General features: G+C 59.4%; 13 protein-coding genes and 5 pseudogenes. 10 read left to right on the top strand and 8 right to left on the bottom strand.

All coding sequences use genetic code 11. The features are described 5' to 3' along the window. Together fghA and CNE_RS35770 are read left to right on the top strand one after the other, a co-directional pair. Complete coding sequence (gene fghA / locus CNE_RS35775; RefSeq protein WP_013959659.1) at nucleotides 1-951, top strand: S-formylglutathione hydrolase; 951 nt, start codon at nucleotides 1-3, stop codon at nucleotides 949-951. Nucleotides 952-985: 34 nt separating this feature from the next. Beyond that, complete coding sequence (locus CNE_RS35770; RefSeq protein WP_013959658.1) at nucleotides 986-1,333, top strand: VOC family protein; 348 nt, start codon at nucleotides 986-988, stop codon at nucleotides 1,331-1,333. A gap of 45 nt (nucleotides 1,334-1,378) precedes the next feature. Here CNE_RS35770 and CNE_RS40310 read toward each other — a convergent pair whose 3' ends face one another. Together CNE_RS40310 and CNE_RS35765 are read right to left on the bottom strand one after the other, a co-directional pair. After that, the gene (locus CNE_RS40310; protein ID WP_238553171.1) at nucleotides 1,379-1,837 is read right to left on the bottom strand and encodes a cupin domain-containing protein; all 459 of its coding nucleotides are present in this window, start codon (nucleotides 1,835-1,837) and stop codon (nucleotides 1,379-1,381) included. 331 nt (nucleotides 1,838-2,168) lie between these two features. Beyond that, nucleotides 2,169-2,531 carry a DUF3307 domain-containing protein gene (locus tag CNE_RS35765; protein ID WP_013959657.1) on the bottom strand — a complete coding sequence of 121 codons (363 nt, stop codon included), beginning with the start codon at nucleotides 2,529-2,531 and terminating at the stop codon, nucleotides 2,169-2,171. A 255-nt stretch (nucleotides 2,532-2,786) separates the two neighbouring features. Between CNE_RS35765 and CNE_RS35760 the strand changes: the two genes are divergently transcribed. The 3 genes and pseudogenes from CNE_RS35760 to CNE_RS40305 form a co-directional block, all read left to right on the top strand. Next, entirely contained in the window at nucleotides 2,787-3,422 is a 636-nt protein-coding gene (locus CNE_RS35760) for a hypothetical protein (protein ID WP_013959656.1), read from the top strand. 54 nt (nucleotides 3,423-3,476) lie between these two features. Beyond that, nucleotides 3,477-4,502, top strand: a pseudogene (locus CNE_RS35755) (integrase); the annotation flags it as partial. Nucleotides 4,503-4,530: 28 nt separating this feature from the next. Then, nucleotides 4,531-4,953 (top strand): annotated as a pseudogene (locus CNE_RS40305) (ATP-binding protein); the annotation flags it as partial. Nucleotides 4,954-5,049: 96 nt separating this feature from the next. Here CNE_RS40305 and CNE_RS40300 read toward each other — a convergent pair. From CNE_RS40300 to CNE_RS40295, 4 genes are all read right to left on the bottom strand, one after another. Next, entirely contained in the window at nucleotides 5,050-5,427 is a 378-nt protein-coding gene (locus tag CNE_RS40300; protein ID WP_148271781.1) for a hypothetical protein, read from the bottom strand. After that, on the bottom strand, nucleotides 5,424-7,235 hold the full coding sequence (locus tag CNE_RS35750; protein WP_013959652.1) for a tyrosine-type recombinase/integrase: 1,812 nt from the start codon (nucleotides 7,233-7,235) through the stop codon (nucleotides 5,424-5,426). The genes CNE_RS40300 and CNE_RS35750 overlap by 4 nt, the downstream gene beginning before the upstream one ends. A 3-nt stretch (nucleotides 7,236-7,238) precedes the next feature. Then, complete coding sequence (locus CNE_RS35745) at nucleotides 7,239-8,609, bottom strand: site-specific integrase (RefSeq protein ID WP_238553170.1); 1,371 nt, start codon at nucleotides 8,607-8,609, stop codon at nucleotides 7,239-7,241. A 317-nt stretch (nucleotides 8,610-8,926) separates the two neighbouring features. Continuing rightward, on the bottom strand, nucleotides 8,927-10,120 hold the full coding sequence (locus CNE_RS40295) for a tyrosine-type recombinase/integrase (protein ID WP_148271780.1): 1,194 nt from the start codon (nucleotides 10,118-10,120) through the stop codon (nucleotides 8,927-8,929). Nucleotides 10,121-10,374: 254 nt separating this feature from the next. Between CNE_RS40295 and CNE_RS35735 the strand changes: the two are divergent. From CNE_RS35735 to CNE_RS35725, 3 genes and pseudogenes are all read left to right on the top strand, one after another. Next, nucleotides 10,375-10,932 (top strand): annotated as a pseudogene (locus CNE_RS35735) (hypothetical protein); the annotation flags it as partial. Nucleotides 10,933-10,936: 4 nt separating this feature from the next. Then, a complete protein-coding gene (locus CNE_RS40290) occupies nucleotides 10,937-11,554 on the top strand; it encodes a hypothetical protein (protein WP_013959648.1) in 618 nt (205 codons plus the stop codon). Between the two features lie 311 nt (nucleotides 11,555-11,865). Further along, on the top strand, nucleotides 11,866-13,509 hold the full coding sequence (locus tag CNE_RS35725; RefSeq protein WP_013959647.1) for an ISL3 family transposase: 1,644 nt from the start codon (nucleotides 11,866-11,868) through the stop codon (nucleotides 13,507-13,509). A gap of 421 nt (nucleotides 13,510-13,930) precedes the next feature. Here the strand turns inward: CNE_RS35725 and CNE_RS43010 are convergent. Next, nucleotides 13,931-14,086: pseudogene (locus CNE_RS43010) on the bottom strand (tyrosine-type recombinase/integrase); the annotation flags it as partial. A 163-nt stretch (nucleotides 14,087-14,249) separates the two neighbouring features. Here CNE_RS43010 and CNE_RS40285 point away from each other — a divergent pair. After that, nucleotides 14,250-14,535, top strand: a pseudogene (locus CNE_RS40285) (IS630 family transposase); the annotation flags it as partial. A gap of 8 nt (nucleotides 14,536-14,543) precedes the next feature. On the opposite strand, the gene CNE_RS35720 reads toward CNE_RS40285, so the two are convergent. Beyond that, the gene (locus CNE_RS35720) at nucleotides 14,544-15,188 is read right to left on the bottom strand and encodes a TetR/AcrR family transcriptional regulator (protein ID WP_013959644.1); all 645 of its coding nucleotides are present in this window, start codon (nucleotides 15,186-15,188) and stop codon (nucleotides 14,544-14,546) included. A 187-nt stretch (nucleotides 15,189-15,375) separates the two neighbouring features. Between CNE_RS35720 and CNE_RS35715 the strand changes: the two genes are divergently transcribed. Next, complete coding sequence (locus tag CNE_RS35715) at nucleotides 15,376-16,431, top strand: LLM class flavin-dependent oxidoreductase (protein WP_013959643.1); 1,056 nt, start codon at nucleotides 15,376-15,378, stop codon at nucleotides 16,429-16,431. Nucleotides 16,432-16,447 lie beyond the last annotated feature (16 nt).

The raw sequence follows: 16,447 nt of genomic DNA, 5'->3' as shown, positions 1-16,447 counted from the left end.
ATGCTTGAGCTGATTTCGGAACATTGCTGCCATGGTGGCAGCCAGCGGGTCTACCGGCATCAGTCGGAGACCATCGGACTGCCCATGCGGTTCTCGGTCTTCCTGCCGGCGCAGGTGCTGCGTCAGTGGGCTGGTGAGGGTGAACCAATCCGCCGTTTCCCGGCGCTGATCTATCTCGCAGGGCTGACATGCAATGAGGACACATTCATGACGAAGGCCGGCGCCCAACGGCTTGCCGCCGCCCGGGGGCTGATCCTGGTAGCGCCAGATACTAGCCCGCGTGACGCCGGCATCCAGGCCGAATCTACGTCGTGGGATTTTGGCGTGGGTGCCGGTTTCTATGTCGATGCAACGGAAGATCCATGGTCCGTTCATTGGCGCATGGAGTCGTATGTCGTCAGGGAGTTGTTCGGCATCCTGACCACAGTCTTACCAGCGGATGCGAATCGAGTCGGCATCTTTGGTCACTCGATGGGCGGCCATGGCGCGCTGGTGCTGGCGCAGCGGCATCCCCGGCGCTTCCGGTCAGTGTCAGCCTTCGCACCGATTTGTGCACCGGTTCAGTCGCCGTGGGGGGAAAAGGCGTTCACTGGCTATCTTGGCCCGGAACGGAACACATGGGGCGCCTACGATGCTTCCGCGCTCATGCGGCGCCAATCGCGCCCGCCGTATCCGGAGGGCATCCTCGTGGATCAGGGGCTAGCTGACAAGTTTCTGCAGGAGCAGCTCAAGCCCGAGATTTTTCAGCAGGCGTGCGAGAGCGTCTTGCAGCCATTGATTCTGCGCCGCCACGAAGGCTATGACCACGGCTACTTCTTTATCACGACGTTTATTGAGGACCACATCCACTTTCACGCAAGCATTCTAGCTGGGGCGATGCGCCCGTTACTGACGGGCGGGCTCCAGGTGCGGCACGACACCCCAAGGCCGGTTCATCCGCCAAGGCACTAAGCAGTTCACTGACATTTTGACAGGAGACCGTAGCATGTCGATCATTTCCCATGTGGTTGTTGGCACCAACGACCTGGAGCGCGCCCGCGTATTCTATGACGCGGTTTTGAAGACGCTGGGAGTCAAGCGGGTCGTGAACCTGGAAACCGCGTCACTTTGGGGCACGGAGAGCCCGGAATTCATGGTTACGAGGCCAGGCAATGGACTGCCGTCCACCTACGCCAACGGCGGCACTATCGGCTTTGCGGCCCCCAACCGCGCTGCTGTGCACGCCTTCCATGAGGCAGCAATCAAAGCACGGTGCCAGGGACGAGGGACAGCCCGGCCCGCGCCAGTTTACCCCCACGTCTTACGCTGCATATGTACGGGATCCGGACGGTAACAAGATCTGTGCTTACTGCTTTGCCCCGTCTTGATTGGCCCCTGTTCAAGTCCCGCTCTGCGACATCTGACCGTTTGGCCCTGCATTGGTAGGGCCATTTTTCTGCGTACCAGTTTTCAGGACAGGAAGCAAAGGAATGACAGCACGGTCAACGCCGCCCCGAAGGGTCAGTTCGACTCGATGTGGGCGGCCCGCGCGATAGGTGCAAGCCGAGCGCGCTTGCGCCAACGGGGAAGCCCTTGTAGTCTTTTCAGTGCCGTCCTTCATGCGAACAGTGAGCCGTCCGGATACGGCATAGCCCACATGGGAGGCCTGACAATGGTCGGTCTTGACCACCGGTTTGATGCACTCCGACCACCGCCATCCGGGTTCGAAGTTGAATCGACCGATCGTGAAGCCTTCAAGTTGAACGACCTCGACCCGGGTTTTCGCAGGGGTGCGGACCTCATCTGGCGACGCATGGGATTTCACTTCAAATTTTGTTACGGCGACTGGGGCTACCATGTTCTCACCTCCCATTGTCCGAAAAGCGAACACTGATCAGAAACCCACCGCTACAGGAACGGTGTCAGTCCCACTGGCGCTCCCCGGCAGCGCCAATCCAAATCTAGTACAGAATGTTGGTGATCGACGTGCTCGTCGACAGTGAGCCGCGTGGTCATCTTCGCTGGCCGGGCGTCGGCGGCATCCTATGCGCGCGTCAGTAGCGGGCGAGCTCGGCAATCAGCGCGTCGGTCACGGGCACCAGGGGCCGGGGCTTGTCGCCTGCGACCGACGATTTCCAGCCACCAGCACTGGGTCCCCTGCGCGTCGCTGGCCGTGGATCTCAGCGCTTTCAGTCCAGCCTCCCAACCAGCCAGACGATGGCAAGGTAGGTCAGCCCGTGCGCGTACTGGTCCAGGCCAAATGCCCACCAGAACTGCGGCTGATTCGGTGACAACTTCGCGCGTCGGCCGAGGCGCACCTTCCAGCGATCGATCAGGTAGTGAACGACAGCGTCGAAGATCCCCAGCCAGAGCCAGTAGGCCATACCGAAGCCGACGAGCAGCACCGCGGTACACAGGCCATGCAAGCCCGCGTGGGCATAACCACCTGGGCTCCGGAAATCGCCCTTGCCGGCCAGCATCCAGCCCGGCTGCCACAGGTAGTCGCAGATGAGATGCTTGGTGAACAGCGCGAACAGCAGCGGCAACGCCATGACCAGCCCTCCACCCAAAGTCATGCCGGACGGTGCGCATTAACGACTGCACGCCACGCAGATTGTGGCGACGGACGTAGAGCGAAGCAATTGTGCCACCGGCTCGCCTTTGATAGCTGCGGCCTGTAGGCAATTGCGGTGGCACTTTTGCTTTCACTTGGATCGAATGCAAAAGTGCCATTTCGCACACAGTACGCCTGAAATTTGCCACCTCAAATCCTAGACTTCGAGACCTGTCCCTAAGGTCTTGATCTGATGGAAAATTCTCCGCAGTTCACGGAGCCGGTCGCGCTTGCCCGACCGCCTGGCGCACACCGGTTAGAAGCCTTCAGCCCGAAGCTGGGACGACGGTTGACGTTCTATCGGCGCGCCTTGCTTGACCTGTGGTTGCTGTTCGAGGCGGACGCCAGCGTGATCGCCTTTTGTGAGCGCCCTGGCTACGTACACCTTGGTGAAAACGCTCGGCTTGCCGATTTCTGGGTTCAATACGTCGACCGACAAGAACTGGTTCTTCTCGCAGACGCCGGTATGGACGAGAGGGCAGCGCCGGGTAAGCAGGAACTGGACGAGGCAGCATTCTCAATCCGCAGCATGTCGTCGGGCGACCTCGCGGCCGCGCGCGTTTGGATTGGCAACTGGCAGCGCATGCTGCCATGCATCGTGGCCAATCGAGGTCTCATCCCATGGTCACTGTCCCGATCAGTCGAGCGCCTCCTGGAAAATCCACAGCAGCTAGAGACCCTCGAGCGCAAATGTTCGAACGTGGATCCGGTGTTGTTCAGGGCTGCACTGTTTGGCCTGGTGCATGGCGGTCGCGTCGCGGCGCCCGACCTGCGTACTCAGCCACTGTCCTTGCACACGTCGTTCGCTGTAGTCGACACGAACTCATGAACCGCCGCAAACCGGAGTTGCAAGCTCTCGACCTGGGGTCATGGCCGGAGGTCGCCTATACAGAGCTCGCCAGAGCTCTCGTATGTCACGTGGGAATGGATGAAGCTCGACAACGCCAAGGCGAACCTGGCTAACGAAACGCTGAGGGCACTGTGTGAATTCATCGGTTGTCTAGTCGATGCCGGTCCCAGGTACTGTCCGGATGAGCGCCCGTACATCGAACGCTTCTTCGGCACGCTGGCGCAGCGACTGTCTTCGCGCCTACCCGGCTACACGGGTTCGCACCCACGCGATTTGCGCCGCGCGCTCGCCGATCCGAAGGGCAATCTTCGGCTCTATGTGTCGCTCGACGAACTGGAGGAGCTGGTTGAGTATGCGATCACGACGTACAACGGTACACCGCATACCGGCTTGAACAGCGTGACCCCGCTCGAAGCAATGGAATACTTGCTCAATACTCAACAGACGGTGCTGACGCGGCTTGCTGAGCATCATCGTCGCACCCTGTGCTTGATGCAGTCGGCCCGCCGTTGTCGTGTGCGTGCCTATCTTGAGCAAGGCGTACGTCCGCACATTAACCTGTATGGCGTGCGCTACACGAGCGGTGTGCTGGCAAGAAGCGCGCGGCTGGTCGGCAAGCAGCTACTCGTCTACCTGAATGCTGACGATCTGCGATGCGTGCGAGCCTTTCTCACGGATGGCACGGAACTTGGCGTCCTGGATGCACAAGGCGCCTGGGGTGTGGTGCCGCACAACCTGAAGCTGCGCCAGGAGGTGAGAAAGCTGCGGGATCGGCGTCGAAGCCAACCGGGCGACTCGAACCCGATCGAGGCTTATGTGCAGGCCAAGCTCGCGCAGGCAAAGACCAGTCGGAAAGCCGCGACGGAATACGCGCGGACCGTGCGGCTGCTTGCCAGTGCACCGATAACGCGTACGCCAGCCGAGGCCATGTCCACGCGGAGCGCCGCCTCCTCTGTGGTGTCTGCACCGGCCGCGGTAGCGGCGGACGGTGTCCCGATCGCGCCTCACACGCCGGCGCAGCCGCGCAAACTCACGATCGGGACTGGCCAAGTCTTCTAACACCGTCGTTCACATTGCGAGGTATGCCATGACACCTCAGATGCTGCGTCCGATCGATCCGTCACTTCACCCGCTGGTGACCGGCAACTATCGTATCGCCACGCCTGCGATCGAAGCCTTCTATGAACTGGTTGCTCGATGTCTACGCTACCGGGTCATGGGAGCACTGACCTATGGCCCGTCCCGCATCGGCAAGACACGCGCCATCGAGTACGTGCGATTACTGCTGGCGCGCAATCATCCGAAGATGACGAGCTACCACGCGCAATGCGAACACAAGCCGCGGCATGCCGAAGGCCCGTTCTTTGCGAACTTGCTCGAGGCTGTTGGAGACCCGGACCCGAACGCAGGTTCCAATCCGGCCAAGCGGATGCGTCTGGCCCTCCGGATTCGCGAGGCGGCGGCTCGAGCGGGAAGCGGCACGGTGCTGCTCTTCTGTGACGAGGCACAGCTTAGGTGCGGATCTTGTTTGTATGTACGGTCCCATTCTACGTCGCCGCAAACATCGCTTTGAGCGCGTCGACGATCGCCCGCCGCGTTCATGAACTTATCGTCGTTTCTCGCGCGCGCCCTTTGATTGCTTCTCTTCGGCAAGTTGGTTACGCGTGCGCTGCAGTTCCGCACGAAGCTCTATCACAAGATAGACCAGCGCTCGATTTTTGCGCACCTGGTCCCGCAGTTCTATCCGAAGCTGCTTCAGCTTTTGTGACGGGTCGGCGCTGGGTTGGCGCGGATGCCCCTTCTTTGGGCTAGATTGCAGGCTCGCCACTATATCCCGATGAGATGTGTAGAGGTTCGCGCGGCTCACTCCAGCGAGCCGGCTCAGTTCACTCACCGAAATTCGAGAGCTTGGATTTTCAGATCGCGCGACTTTTAGGGCTGCTTCGACACGCTCCCGAACCGACAAATGCATCTTCTTGTTCATGATTGGGGCGCCACTTTTGCCGTCTTGCGCGAGACGAGGCCTGCAAGGAGCGCCTTCGATTGGTCCAGACGCTTCTTAACGAGGATTTTCGTCTGCTCAGGAAGACCACGTTGCGTGAGAAACATCTCTTCGCGGATGACCCGATCGTTCCACCACGCTTGATGCTCCGTCGTCACGACGAAGTTCGCGCAGGTTGAGCAGACATCCGGAGCCCTGAGGACTTCATTGGGTCCGATTGCATCTCCACGACAAGCCGAATGACTTTCGGAATACACGCAGTAACCCCAGTCACACGGTGCGATCTTGATACCTCGCCTGACAAGGTTGTCCACCAGCGTCTGAGGAACGGCCTTTCCGGCAAATGACGGGTCCTTCTGGTATTGACGCCTGAACTCGTTGATGCGCTCTGCAGCCTTGCCACCCATTCGACTGCTTTGCATCAGGCTGGTCAGCGTGCGAGCGAGATCATCACGGTCTTCCTGCTCCAGTAATTGGCTGAGCTGGAAATCTGCCCCGACGTAGACACCATCCGTGAATTCGCGGTAGGCATGACCATAGTGGACGGACAAGGCCTCCAGCGCTCGCTTGTCCCGTTTTACGACGAACTTGGCAAATGTCTTGCGTGCAGCGTGGGGGTGCAGCCGTGACGTGGCGGGCCTGTCCGCCCGAAATGGCGAATCAGCGAACGCTTGCATTAGCCTGATAGGAGCTGTCACACCCATCCGGTGTGCTGAAGTGCCCGGAGGGGGTATCAGCGCGGTTGATGAACGTGCCAAGAACAGAGCCTGACTGCCACTAGCCGTGCGGCATGGCGCGAACGTAGCTCGCAGCCACTCGATCACTTCGGGAATTGGATCGCCGGCAACCCATCGTCGCTGCCGTCCACCGGCTTTGGCAGCTATCCCACTCAGGTATGCGACGGGCACGCCTGCCTGCTTCCTCTCCACCTGGAGGCAGTCCACATCAAGTCTGACCAACTCTCGCACGCGCATCCCTACCATGAACAGCAGCACGATCACGGCTGCTCCGAGGGTAACTGTCATGGCTCGACACAGGATGTTGTTGGGCCGAGCAGTCTTCATTTGCAACGCACTTTCGAGATCGCTGAGAAGCGATTCCCATTGCGCCTCTTTGTAGAGAGCCTGAATCCTCGGCTGACGAGCCTTCTGGGGAAGCGTAACATTGGTGATTCGGACCTGCCACAGTTCCGCCACCACTTGTGTCAGCAGTGGGCCGAAACGGGTCAGCCATTCGATTGCATCTTTGATTAGCGGTAGCGCGACCTCTTCGGGAATCGCCTTGAATGGACGGTCGTCCGCGCATCTCAGCAACTGAACATCCGGCTCGATCAATCCTGGGTTTACGCGCAGCGAATTACTGTATCCCGTCCTAAGCTCCCACATTCTGAAATACAGCCGCACGTAGCCGTGCACAGTCGTTGCTGAGGCGCGGCCGGGACCATGTCGTTGACGCCTGGTTTTCAGAAACATCAAGAGGTGTTGCGTGCCGAGCTGAGAGAAGCTCCAAAGTCCCTCGGATGCCATCCAGGCTACGAGATAGCGAAGCTGATTGCACCATAGTAAGACTGTCGAGTGGGCCAGACCGGATCTCCCTTTGGTCACCGGATACTCGATCATTGCTTCGAGCAGTTCCTTCAGACTTTTCAGTAGCTTCAATCTCTGGCCTGGTGTGCCACCTTCCGGCAGCATCTTGCGCCAATCGATAACCGCGAGTTCTTCCTCATACAACGCTGAGGTGCGCAAGTGCCATTCGTACCGCGTTTTCCGATGTATCAACGGTGCTGTCATGGGCTATTCAATCCACGGCAGACGGTTCGTATCGACCAATTGACGCGCGCGTTCAACTACCGCCTCACCCAGTATGGGCAGAATTTCCCGGTCGATGATCGCTTGCACGGGGCCATACACCACTTCGAACCTCATCGTCCAGCCCTCCCGAAGCGACCGTTGTCGCGCCTGCATCAATGCTTCTGATGCAGACAGCAGCCTCGCTACCACGCCGATATCGTCAACCGGAATCAAGGCTCCCGGACACGTTGCACACCGAAAGAACTGAAGGCACATCCGGCCAGGCTCACTTCCCGGCGCCAATCCGGCAAAAGGATCTTTGCATCCGAATCCGAAGACCGTCTCCATCGGATCGCTTTCCAAATCTCGGCGCCCAAAAGGCTGAGCCTCATGCGCTCGATCCCTGCGGCGACTTTCCCGGACAAGAGCGCCCTGGAACTTCAGAATCGTCTGCTCGTGTACCTCCCGTAAATCGCTCGCTGGCGTATATCCCTGTGTGGTGATCTCGCTTGCATGATTGAGACGCATCTTCGCCGCACGAATGGAACGACCTGCCACATGGTGCAATTGCGCGCCGGCACGGCGCAAGTCACGCAACTGGAAGTAGGCGAGGCCGTGCCTCTCTCGAAACGCAACCAGGCAGCGATGGATGGTCTGCCAACTCGGCACACCTGTTTTTCCCTTATTACCCCGAGCCAGAAATACCAGTACCTCTTCGCCTGGTCTGACGGTTGAAATAAGCCTCTGGTTCATAGCGCATACGCGCCTGATCAGATTCGGTGCGCTCCACGTACGGCCCATTGGAAAGTCGACGCGCTGCTCACTCCCTGCACGCGGCTTCTCCCAAACGATGCACTCGAGATCCGCGCGTACCGCATGAGGTTCGATGCACGTTCGTTTGAGCAAGCGCAGCGCCTGCGGGTTAGCGCTCGTCTGAATCAGGATCGCTAGGTAAAAAGGGAATATGTCGCCAACGGTGGGATAGAGGCAACAGTTGAAGTACGTCAGTCCCCCGAGCGCATCAATCCGTGCCAGCACGCTCGACCCGAGTGGTACGCTCAAAATTCTTGCGCGAGAAGGGATTTCGCCATTTCCAATATCCAACAACTCCTGGATGACCTGTCGAAGCTGCTCAGCTTCTGGGCCGTCGGTGCTTCCGGCGCGCAGCAAATCCGTACGAGCCAAACGAGCTTCCGCCCGCTCAATGTCCGTGTAACAGCACCTCAGAATAGCCTTGATCTCCGCCTCACCCTTGGTTTCTCTGGGTCTTACGTTCGTCCGCAGGAACTGCGAAGGTAGGAGGGCAGCCTTCGAATCGACGATATTTTTGGAGTTTCGCGCGCACCATCTGAGCAGACGGCAGACCGAGTTCATGCAACCTTGCGCGGTCTTGGGGCAGTAGTGGGATTTCTCCAGCCAGCGCTTGAGGTCCCTAATACAGGTAGCTGGTAGCGGCCGCAATGAAACTTTCCGCCCCAGCGCAGCGGCAAAGCAGCGAATGTCCCTCCATACCAGTCGCTGGGTTTCGATTATGTTGTGCCCCTGCAATGCTATGAAGCCTCGAATCAAGGCCTTGGCTACCGAAGGCTCGAATCCTAGGGACCCAAAGTCGAACAGCGAGCGCGGTCGGTGGCCCTCTGGGCCCGATACGAGTAGCTGCTGGCCTGATACCCGGTGGACGAGTTGTGGTCTCATAGCGACGCTCCATACAGGAAGTCCAGAGCATTAAATACAGCATCGCTGCTTGCCTCCATAGCCCGCAGATAAAGCTCCGTCGTAGCGATGTTCGAATGCCCCATCATTACCTGCAGGGCCTTGATCGAATTCATCGGCTTTCCCTTGCCCTGGTAATTTTCCAGCGCTTCAAGCACCCGGACCGCAAAGGTATGGCGCATGTGATGAAATGTCGCGCTGCTGCCAATTTCGTCGGCGCAGCGACGAAATGCCCGGGTGAGCGAAGCACGACTTACAGGTCTGCCGTGCTGGTTGAGAAAGACGAGACCGTCGTATTCCGCCGCAGCGGGCTTCGGGCGGCTCACCAGAACATGCCAGAGCGTGGCCTCGACCAACTTCGCTGGTGCCTGTATCGTCGACACCCTCGATCCCTTTCGAAGCACATCGATAGGAATCAGCCCACCGTCCATTGCCGCCACTCCACTGGCGGTCGGCAGATCCTCAATCCTGAGCGAACAAGCCTCAAACCTCCGTGTCCCCGTCGTAATACACCACTGGAAGAGAAGCCGATACCGGCCCGGTACAATGGTGAACAGCCGACTAATCTCCTCAAGGCTTAAAACCTTGGGTAGTCTCTTGATCACGCGCGGTGCGATAGGACTACGCGGACCCGCGACCCTCACTGCGACTGGCCGCGTTAAGGATTGCGAGACCCGTCCACCGGAGCGTTCATGAAGGAAATTACCAAGCGGTGATTCCATGACGCTGCGGCGTTGTCCCCACTGATGAAACTGGGCAGCCACAACGACGCGATGATTCGCCGTTGACGATGCGTACTGCAATAGCGTCTTGCCATGTCGATCGTTGACGAGATGATTCCTATAGAGACTCAGATGTTCTTCGGTTGCATGGCTGGGCTCGATCTTTCGGGCTCGCAGAAATTCTAGCCATGGCACAAGGGCTTCGGCATAGGTGCGTACGGTATCACCCGTCGCACTTCGGCTTTTCAACGCAGTTTCAGCAAGGAAGGCACATGGCCATTGCAGGGGAACGCCATCTTGGTCGACAATTGCAGCCATCGCGCCGACATTGAAGTAGTGCATCAGATCGGAATCTGTCGACTCTCCATCCGTCAACATAACGACGCCTTCCGGTGATCCGAATTCTCGGTGTGGACTGAACTGCAGGATCTTCAGCGTTCTGCGTACCATTTTCTCTCCAGGCAGTAGAGCGTCAACTGGGCGTTCCGCGAAGCAATCGTCGCTATCAACTCGTGCGCCCCGACATTTCGGCGTCGCCGGTGGTTCGTCGTCTACGGCGGCGTAGCCGCCGTAGACGACGAACCACCGGCCAAAACAATCGCTAATCCACGGGACAAGACAGATCTGCCAACACGCCGTCCCAGTTGGACACTAGCAGCCTGAACCCAAGTGCGCAGCAGACAGACAGATGCAGTCACCTAACACAGCGCTACAACGACAACGAGTACGAGTGGCTTCGTGACGTCCACGATTCTCTCGATCGGCAGCAGATCAAGCTGTTTACCTTTCTCGTCGGTCAGCAGGAACTGCTCGCGCAGAAGACCGCCTTGCAGGTAGCGGGAAAGACCCAGATCGTCGCGCGCCTGATGGTGGAGGAATTGGCCTTCTACGGCATCCGTAATGCGGAGGACGTAGCGACGTGTTTGAATGGATACGATCAGACGGCATATCCCGAAGGTAGCCAATGGAGCTTTACGCGATTCTATGTTCCCGAGGCCTTTGACGCCGGCTACAGACTGGTCAGCGACGCCAGCGCGCTCTGGCAGGCGTTCGAGATCGCACACCACAAGGCGAATCTCCCGGGGCAGCTCGCGCTCCCGATGGAATCCTTCGCGCGGGCGGTCGAAATCGTGCTCAAGGATAGTGAAGTGAAGGACGATCCGGGCTATCGTCCTGTTCCTGCCTTGTGGGCCCATGCGGTACGGCATTCCGGCTATGTCCAGTCACGTCATGCCACCGGTCGCGTGCTCGTCGCCGACTAGCGAAATGTTGCTCAGCACGCCGAGGTTTCCGATTCTCACGCTCGACGAGGCTAAGCTGACGCCGGCCCTGGGTTACCTATTCCATCGAAAGTGGATCGATCCATACGAGTCGCTCGTTTCGATCCTATGGAAATTCGAGAAGGCAAATTCGTTGTCGGGGAGGGTGCTTGCGCATTTGATGGGACCGGACATCGACCCCTATGAGGGCATCGTACCGAAGCTCGGTGTCGTCGATATCGATCGATTGCACGGCGCACTTGGCTTGCCGAAAACAACGTTGCGTGAGGCGCTGCTCGCGCCGACCGAGCGGCGACGCTTTAGCGCGACATTTCGTCACTGCCGTCGCTGTATCGCGCATGGCTATCACAGTGTCGTGCATCAGGTCGAAACCATCTATCGGTGTCCAGCGCATCATTGCGCGCTCGAATCGGCATGTCATAGCTGTGGGTATGAAGCGCCATATCGTGTGAACGTGCAACTTCTCGAAACACCATACCGTTGCTCGCAGTGCCGTGAAAGCTATGGTGGGTATGGGTGGAGGCCCTCCGAGGCTCGGCCAATGCAAGCAGGGTACCGCAAAGCGCTGGCGCGGAAATATGTTGGGATTGCGTTGGGGTTGTGATCGTGCAGCTTCGACTTGGACGCTCGCTCACGCGTACTCGGTGGAGCGCGGTCGGGGCCCCATCGGGCGTTCACATCGGCGCAGAAAGCTGGCGCATCGGGCCGGTGGGTATGGTAGCTGGTGACACTTTCGCTTCGCTTCATCCAAGTTATTGAACCGTAAGGAAATTCTTCCCACACCGTGCCCTTGGCGGGCAGCGGTGGCACTTTTGCTTGCCAACCGGTGGCACTTTTGCGGGTCTCCCGCACTTTGTGTGACGGCCGCGTTGGGGGCTTGATTTCGGGCCGATCTGGCCTACGTTGATCGTTACCATGAGCCAAGTTCTCGGTGGGATCGATCGTATTCTCGCCCGTGTAGGTAAGCGCGTCGTCTCCAGTGACGCGCGAGGGGAGACCGTTACTGTCGAAGCCTGCAGTACGGTTCGCGCGGCACCGTGTCCTGCCTGCCATCGTTGGAGTAACCGACGCCACGGCAGCTATGTGCGCAGGCTGGAAGAACGTCCGATGCTCGACCAGCGGGTCGTTCTCGCCATTGAGGTGCGTCGCTTCAAGTGTGCAAATGCCGGCTGCCCGCGTCGTACGTTTGCCGAGAACATCCACGCCTTAGCCGGTCGGCATCAACGTCGTACGCAATCGCAGGCTCGGGCGTTGCACGCGCTGGGCCATGCCCTCGGTGGTGAGGCGGCTGCCCGGCTAGCTAACGTCCTGGGCTTGCGTACCAGCGCCGACACCGTGCTGCGGGAGTTGCGCAGAGCTCCTGAGCGCAAGCGCAGACCACGACCGCGGGTCGTCGGCATCGATGACTGGGCGATCGCGCGCGGTCACCAGTACGGAACGATCATCGTCGACCTGGAGCGACGTGAGCCGATCGCAGTGTTCGCCGGCAGGGAAGCAACTGCGGTGGCCGCGTGGATGCGTGCGCACCCATCGATCGAGATCGTCGCCAGGGACCGGGCCGGGGCCTACTCCGAGGCCGTCGACATTGCGCTGCCGGCAGCCACGCAGGTCTCGGATCGCTGGCATCTACTGTGCAACTTGCGCGACAACGTCGAGAGACTGCTGTGCCGACTCGGACCGCAACTGCGCCAAGCCGCGCAGCAAGTCGAGGTCCGTGGCGTGACCCTGGGCCGGCAGCGGGAGCTGAGCCGCAACTCACTGTGGTCATGGCAGCGTCTGAGCGATCAGCGACGCGCCTCGCGGCTGGAGCTGTACGAGCGGGTGATGGCGCTACACGCCCAGGGCGGCACGATGAAAGGAATCGGGCAAGAGCTCTCAATCGACCATCGAACCGTGCGCAACTTCATCACTGCGGGGGCATTCCCCGAGCGCGCACCCAGGGCGCGGGGTCCGACGCCGTTAGATCCTTATCTCAGCGATATCGAGGAACGAATCGCACAGGGCTGTCGCTTTCCTGAACTGATCTGGCGGGAACTCAAGCAGCGAGGATACACGGGCAGTCGCGCCGCCGTTCGGAATTGCGTGATTCGCCTCCTTTTTCCGCAGGGCAAGAAGCCTCTTTTCCAGGCATCCGTGCGCACGATGCCGTGCCCGTCGGCCCGGCGCGTGTTCGGATGGCTTATAGGATGGAGGAAGCTCGCGGTCGCGGAGCCCAGGAACGCGGACCACGAGCGCTTCGTGCAGGCGCTGTGCAAGATCGAACCCGTGGTGGGCGAGGTCCGCAGCCTCGCGCGGGAGTTTCTCGGGCTCATGCACCGGCGAAGTCCGCGGCAGTTCGATCGATGGTTGAAGCGTCTGTCGCGCTGCGACGCTGCGGAAATGCGCAGGTTCGCGCAAAGCCTGCGCGCCGACTTACCGGCTGTGCGGGCGGCCTTCAAGCTGCCATGGAGCAATGGCCAGACCGAGGGTCACGTCAACCGGCTCAAGTTCCTCAAGCGGCAGATGTATGGCCGCGCGAACATCGAGCTTCTGCGGCTGCGGGTATTGAAGCCAAGCTAAACCGGCCTGCCTTGTCCTGATGGACCCGCTGGTCCGGTCGCCATCGCAGGCGGGTGAGCTCGTACGGCCAGGACGAAGCTGGCGGGCTCGCCCACGTTTGTCAACGGCAGAAGAATGGTGGTAGTGGGGCCGGGGGATACGACGGCAAGGTCCTCCACGCGAGTTCGCCGTCGTCACACAAATTGCGGAAGACCCACTTTTCTATTGTTTCGGAGGCTTGCATCAATGGGGGCTACCAAAGTTTCACGATAGTGAAATAATCCCGAAGCTCGATATCTTTCGCTGCCCCCAGCCGATCCGGTGCCGCTCCCGCGTGGCTTCGTTCCGCGCATCCTCTTACTGTGCAGGTAGGCGCTGGTAGTGGCGATCGAGGCGTGACCAAAATTGTCGCGCATAAAACGCGGGTCGACCTGTTGGTCGCTCATGTGCGAGCCGGCGGTGCGGCCTCGGTCAGCCAGGCGAACAGCGCATTCGGCCGCTCCTGTGTCGCCTGGTGCATCGCATCCTCTTCGCTGTGCAGATAGGCGCTGGTGGTGGCGATCGAGGCATGGCCAAAGTTGTCGCGCACATAGCGCAGGTCGACCTACCGGTCGCTCATCTGTGAGCCGGCGGTGTGCCGCAAGCCAGTGGGCCGAGGCGCTGGCCAGGACTGCGGGCTGGGCCTCCCGCTCGGGGCCGCGCGCGCAGGCGCTCGGCAGCCAGGCCGAACACTTCCTTCATGACGAGGTGCAGCGCTCCGCCCGAATGTGAAAGCGTGGCTGGCCAAGCAACAGGGTCCCACATGCATTTCACGCCTACCAGTGCCTCTTGGCGAAACATGGTCGAACGCTTCTTTCGTGACTTGTCAGAGAACCAGTTGCGGCGTGCGGCCTTCCGCTCGGTACGCGATTTGCTCTGTGCCATTGAACAGTATGTGGACAAGCACAACCGTCATCCGAATCCGTTCATCTGGACCGCGAAAGCTTCTGAAATTTTGGCCCGGTCACGCGTGCCGGGGCCAAGCTGAATAAGAGGCAATCCGTTTGACGCACACCCTAGGCGCCCCGTTGGAGACCGAGGTTGTTTGCCCAAATCTCCGTGATCACACCCACGACGAGACCGACGCTGTAACGTTGCCGGTCGCTCACCAACGTGCGGCATGCCTGCTGCAACGCGCCGACGAGGAGGTTTGCGCGCAACTGTGCTTCTTCGGCGGCTAACGATTGGCCCTGCTCCAAAAGCTTGGCTAGGGCGTCCGTCGCCAAGCGAATTCCGACATCGAGCTCTCCAGATAATTCAGGCTCGCTTGCCAGCGCCTGCAACCCAACTAGAAAGCGATCGCCGTCATTGAACCAATGTTCGACGAAGTGGCGTAGCCACGACTCCAAGGTTTCCCTAGTTGGGTTTTCGTAGGAGCAAAGCTCCTGAACCAGCTCCTCGTTTTGCCGTTCCATTGCCTGAATCAGGGCTCGCATGACTTCCAGCTTGCTCTTGAAGTGCAGGTAGAAGGTGGCTCTTCCTACTGCGGCTGCTGTAACGATGTCGTCAATAGACGAGTCCGCATAGCCATGCTCAAGAAATACGCGCACGGCAGCGTCGAGCAAGCGGGCCTGGGTTAGCAGCTTTTGTTGCTCCCGAAGTGACATCGGCTTCTCATGTGGCTCGGCGCCACGACGAGCTCGTACGCTCGCTTTAGTCACGATTCGTCCTCCTGACGTAAGTTTGCCTATGGACTGCGCGTTCATGATTAGGAAAAACAATGGTCACATAGAACATTTAATATACACTTTGTCCATCGAATGGTCGACGTGACCATTATTGATGCGATTTGACCATTGTAGCTGAAACGTACCACGCCCTGCTCGGGCGCTTTCGAGGAGTAACACTATGCACTTCACTCTCTACCTCAGCCCGCAGACACCAGGCCCCGAGATGGATGGGGCGATCATGGAAGCTGCGGTCGAGAATGCCATCCTGGCAGACCAGGCCGGATTTCGGGGCATCGCCCTGACGCATCACCACTTCAGCAACTACAACACCTACGGCAACTCGTTTGTGTTTGGCGCCTATTTGGCTGGCCAAATCAAGCAGGCGTGGCTGCTGATGCAGGTCGCCGTGGCGCCGCTCCTCAATCCTCTGAAGCTCGTCGAGGATGCCAATCTGCTCGATCAGCTCTGGCGTGGTCGGTTCATCATGGGCATCGGCAGCGGTGGATCGCCGCTCGAATTTGAAGGTTTCGGCCGGGACCCTGCGTCCCGAGGAGAGCTTACTGCCGAAGTCATGGACGTTGCCTATCGCGCCTGGAAGCACAAACCGGGAGATCTGCCGCTCGAATACCGCACTCGCCATGAGAGCGGTCTAATGAGAGGGCGCATCATGCCGGGGCCTTATCGGAAAGGCCATCCATTGTTGGCGCGCGCGGCGCTTAGCGAACCTGGTTGGGCAGATGCAGGTCGCAAGGGCCATCCCCTATTCTTCGGCCGGGTCGGTCTCGAAGGTGCCGTTCGCGCAATGAAGGCCTATGACGGGGCTCTCGCGGATGCGGGATGGAGCAAGGAACATGTCGAATTCTGCAAAGAATGGACGACCATACAAAAGACCGTGTTGATCGCAGAAGACGATGACACGGCTCAGCAACTCATCGACGAGCCGCTGAACAATCTGCAAGCTCTGTCGAAGGCTGCATTTGCCGCCTACGGGGATGAGCAACGTAAAGCGGTCACCGGGGTGAGTGGCGATGATCCCGCGGCATTCCGCAAGTCATTTGTTGAGGGTGCGACCATTGTCGGGTCACCCGCAACGTTCATCGACAAGCTCAAGCAATACGAAGATGCAGGGATTAGGCATGTCGCCCTCCACATGAATTTCGGCGCCATGCGTCCGGAAGTCACTCGCCAAACGCTAGACTTATTTATCGATAAGGTAATGCCAAAGTTTTCATAATCGAGAGACATCCGCC

The sequence above is a fragment of the Cupriavidus necator N-1 genome, assembly GCF_000219215.1.
Lineage (GTDB): Bacteria > Pseudomonadota > Gammaproteobacteria > Burkholderiales > Burkholderiaceae > Cupriavidus > Cupriavidus necator.
The sequence above is the reverse complement of the archived record's forward strand: the minus strand, read 5'-3'. Positions and strand labels throughout refer to the sequence as shown.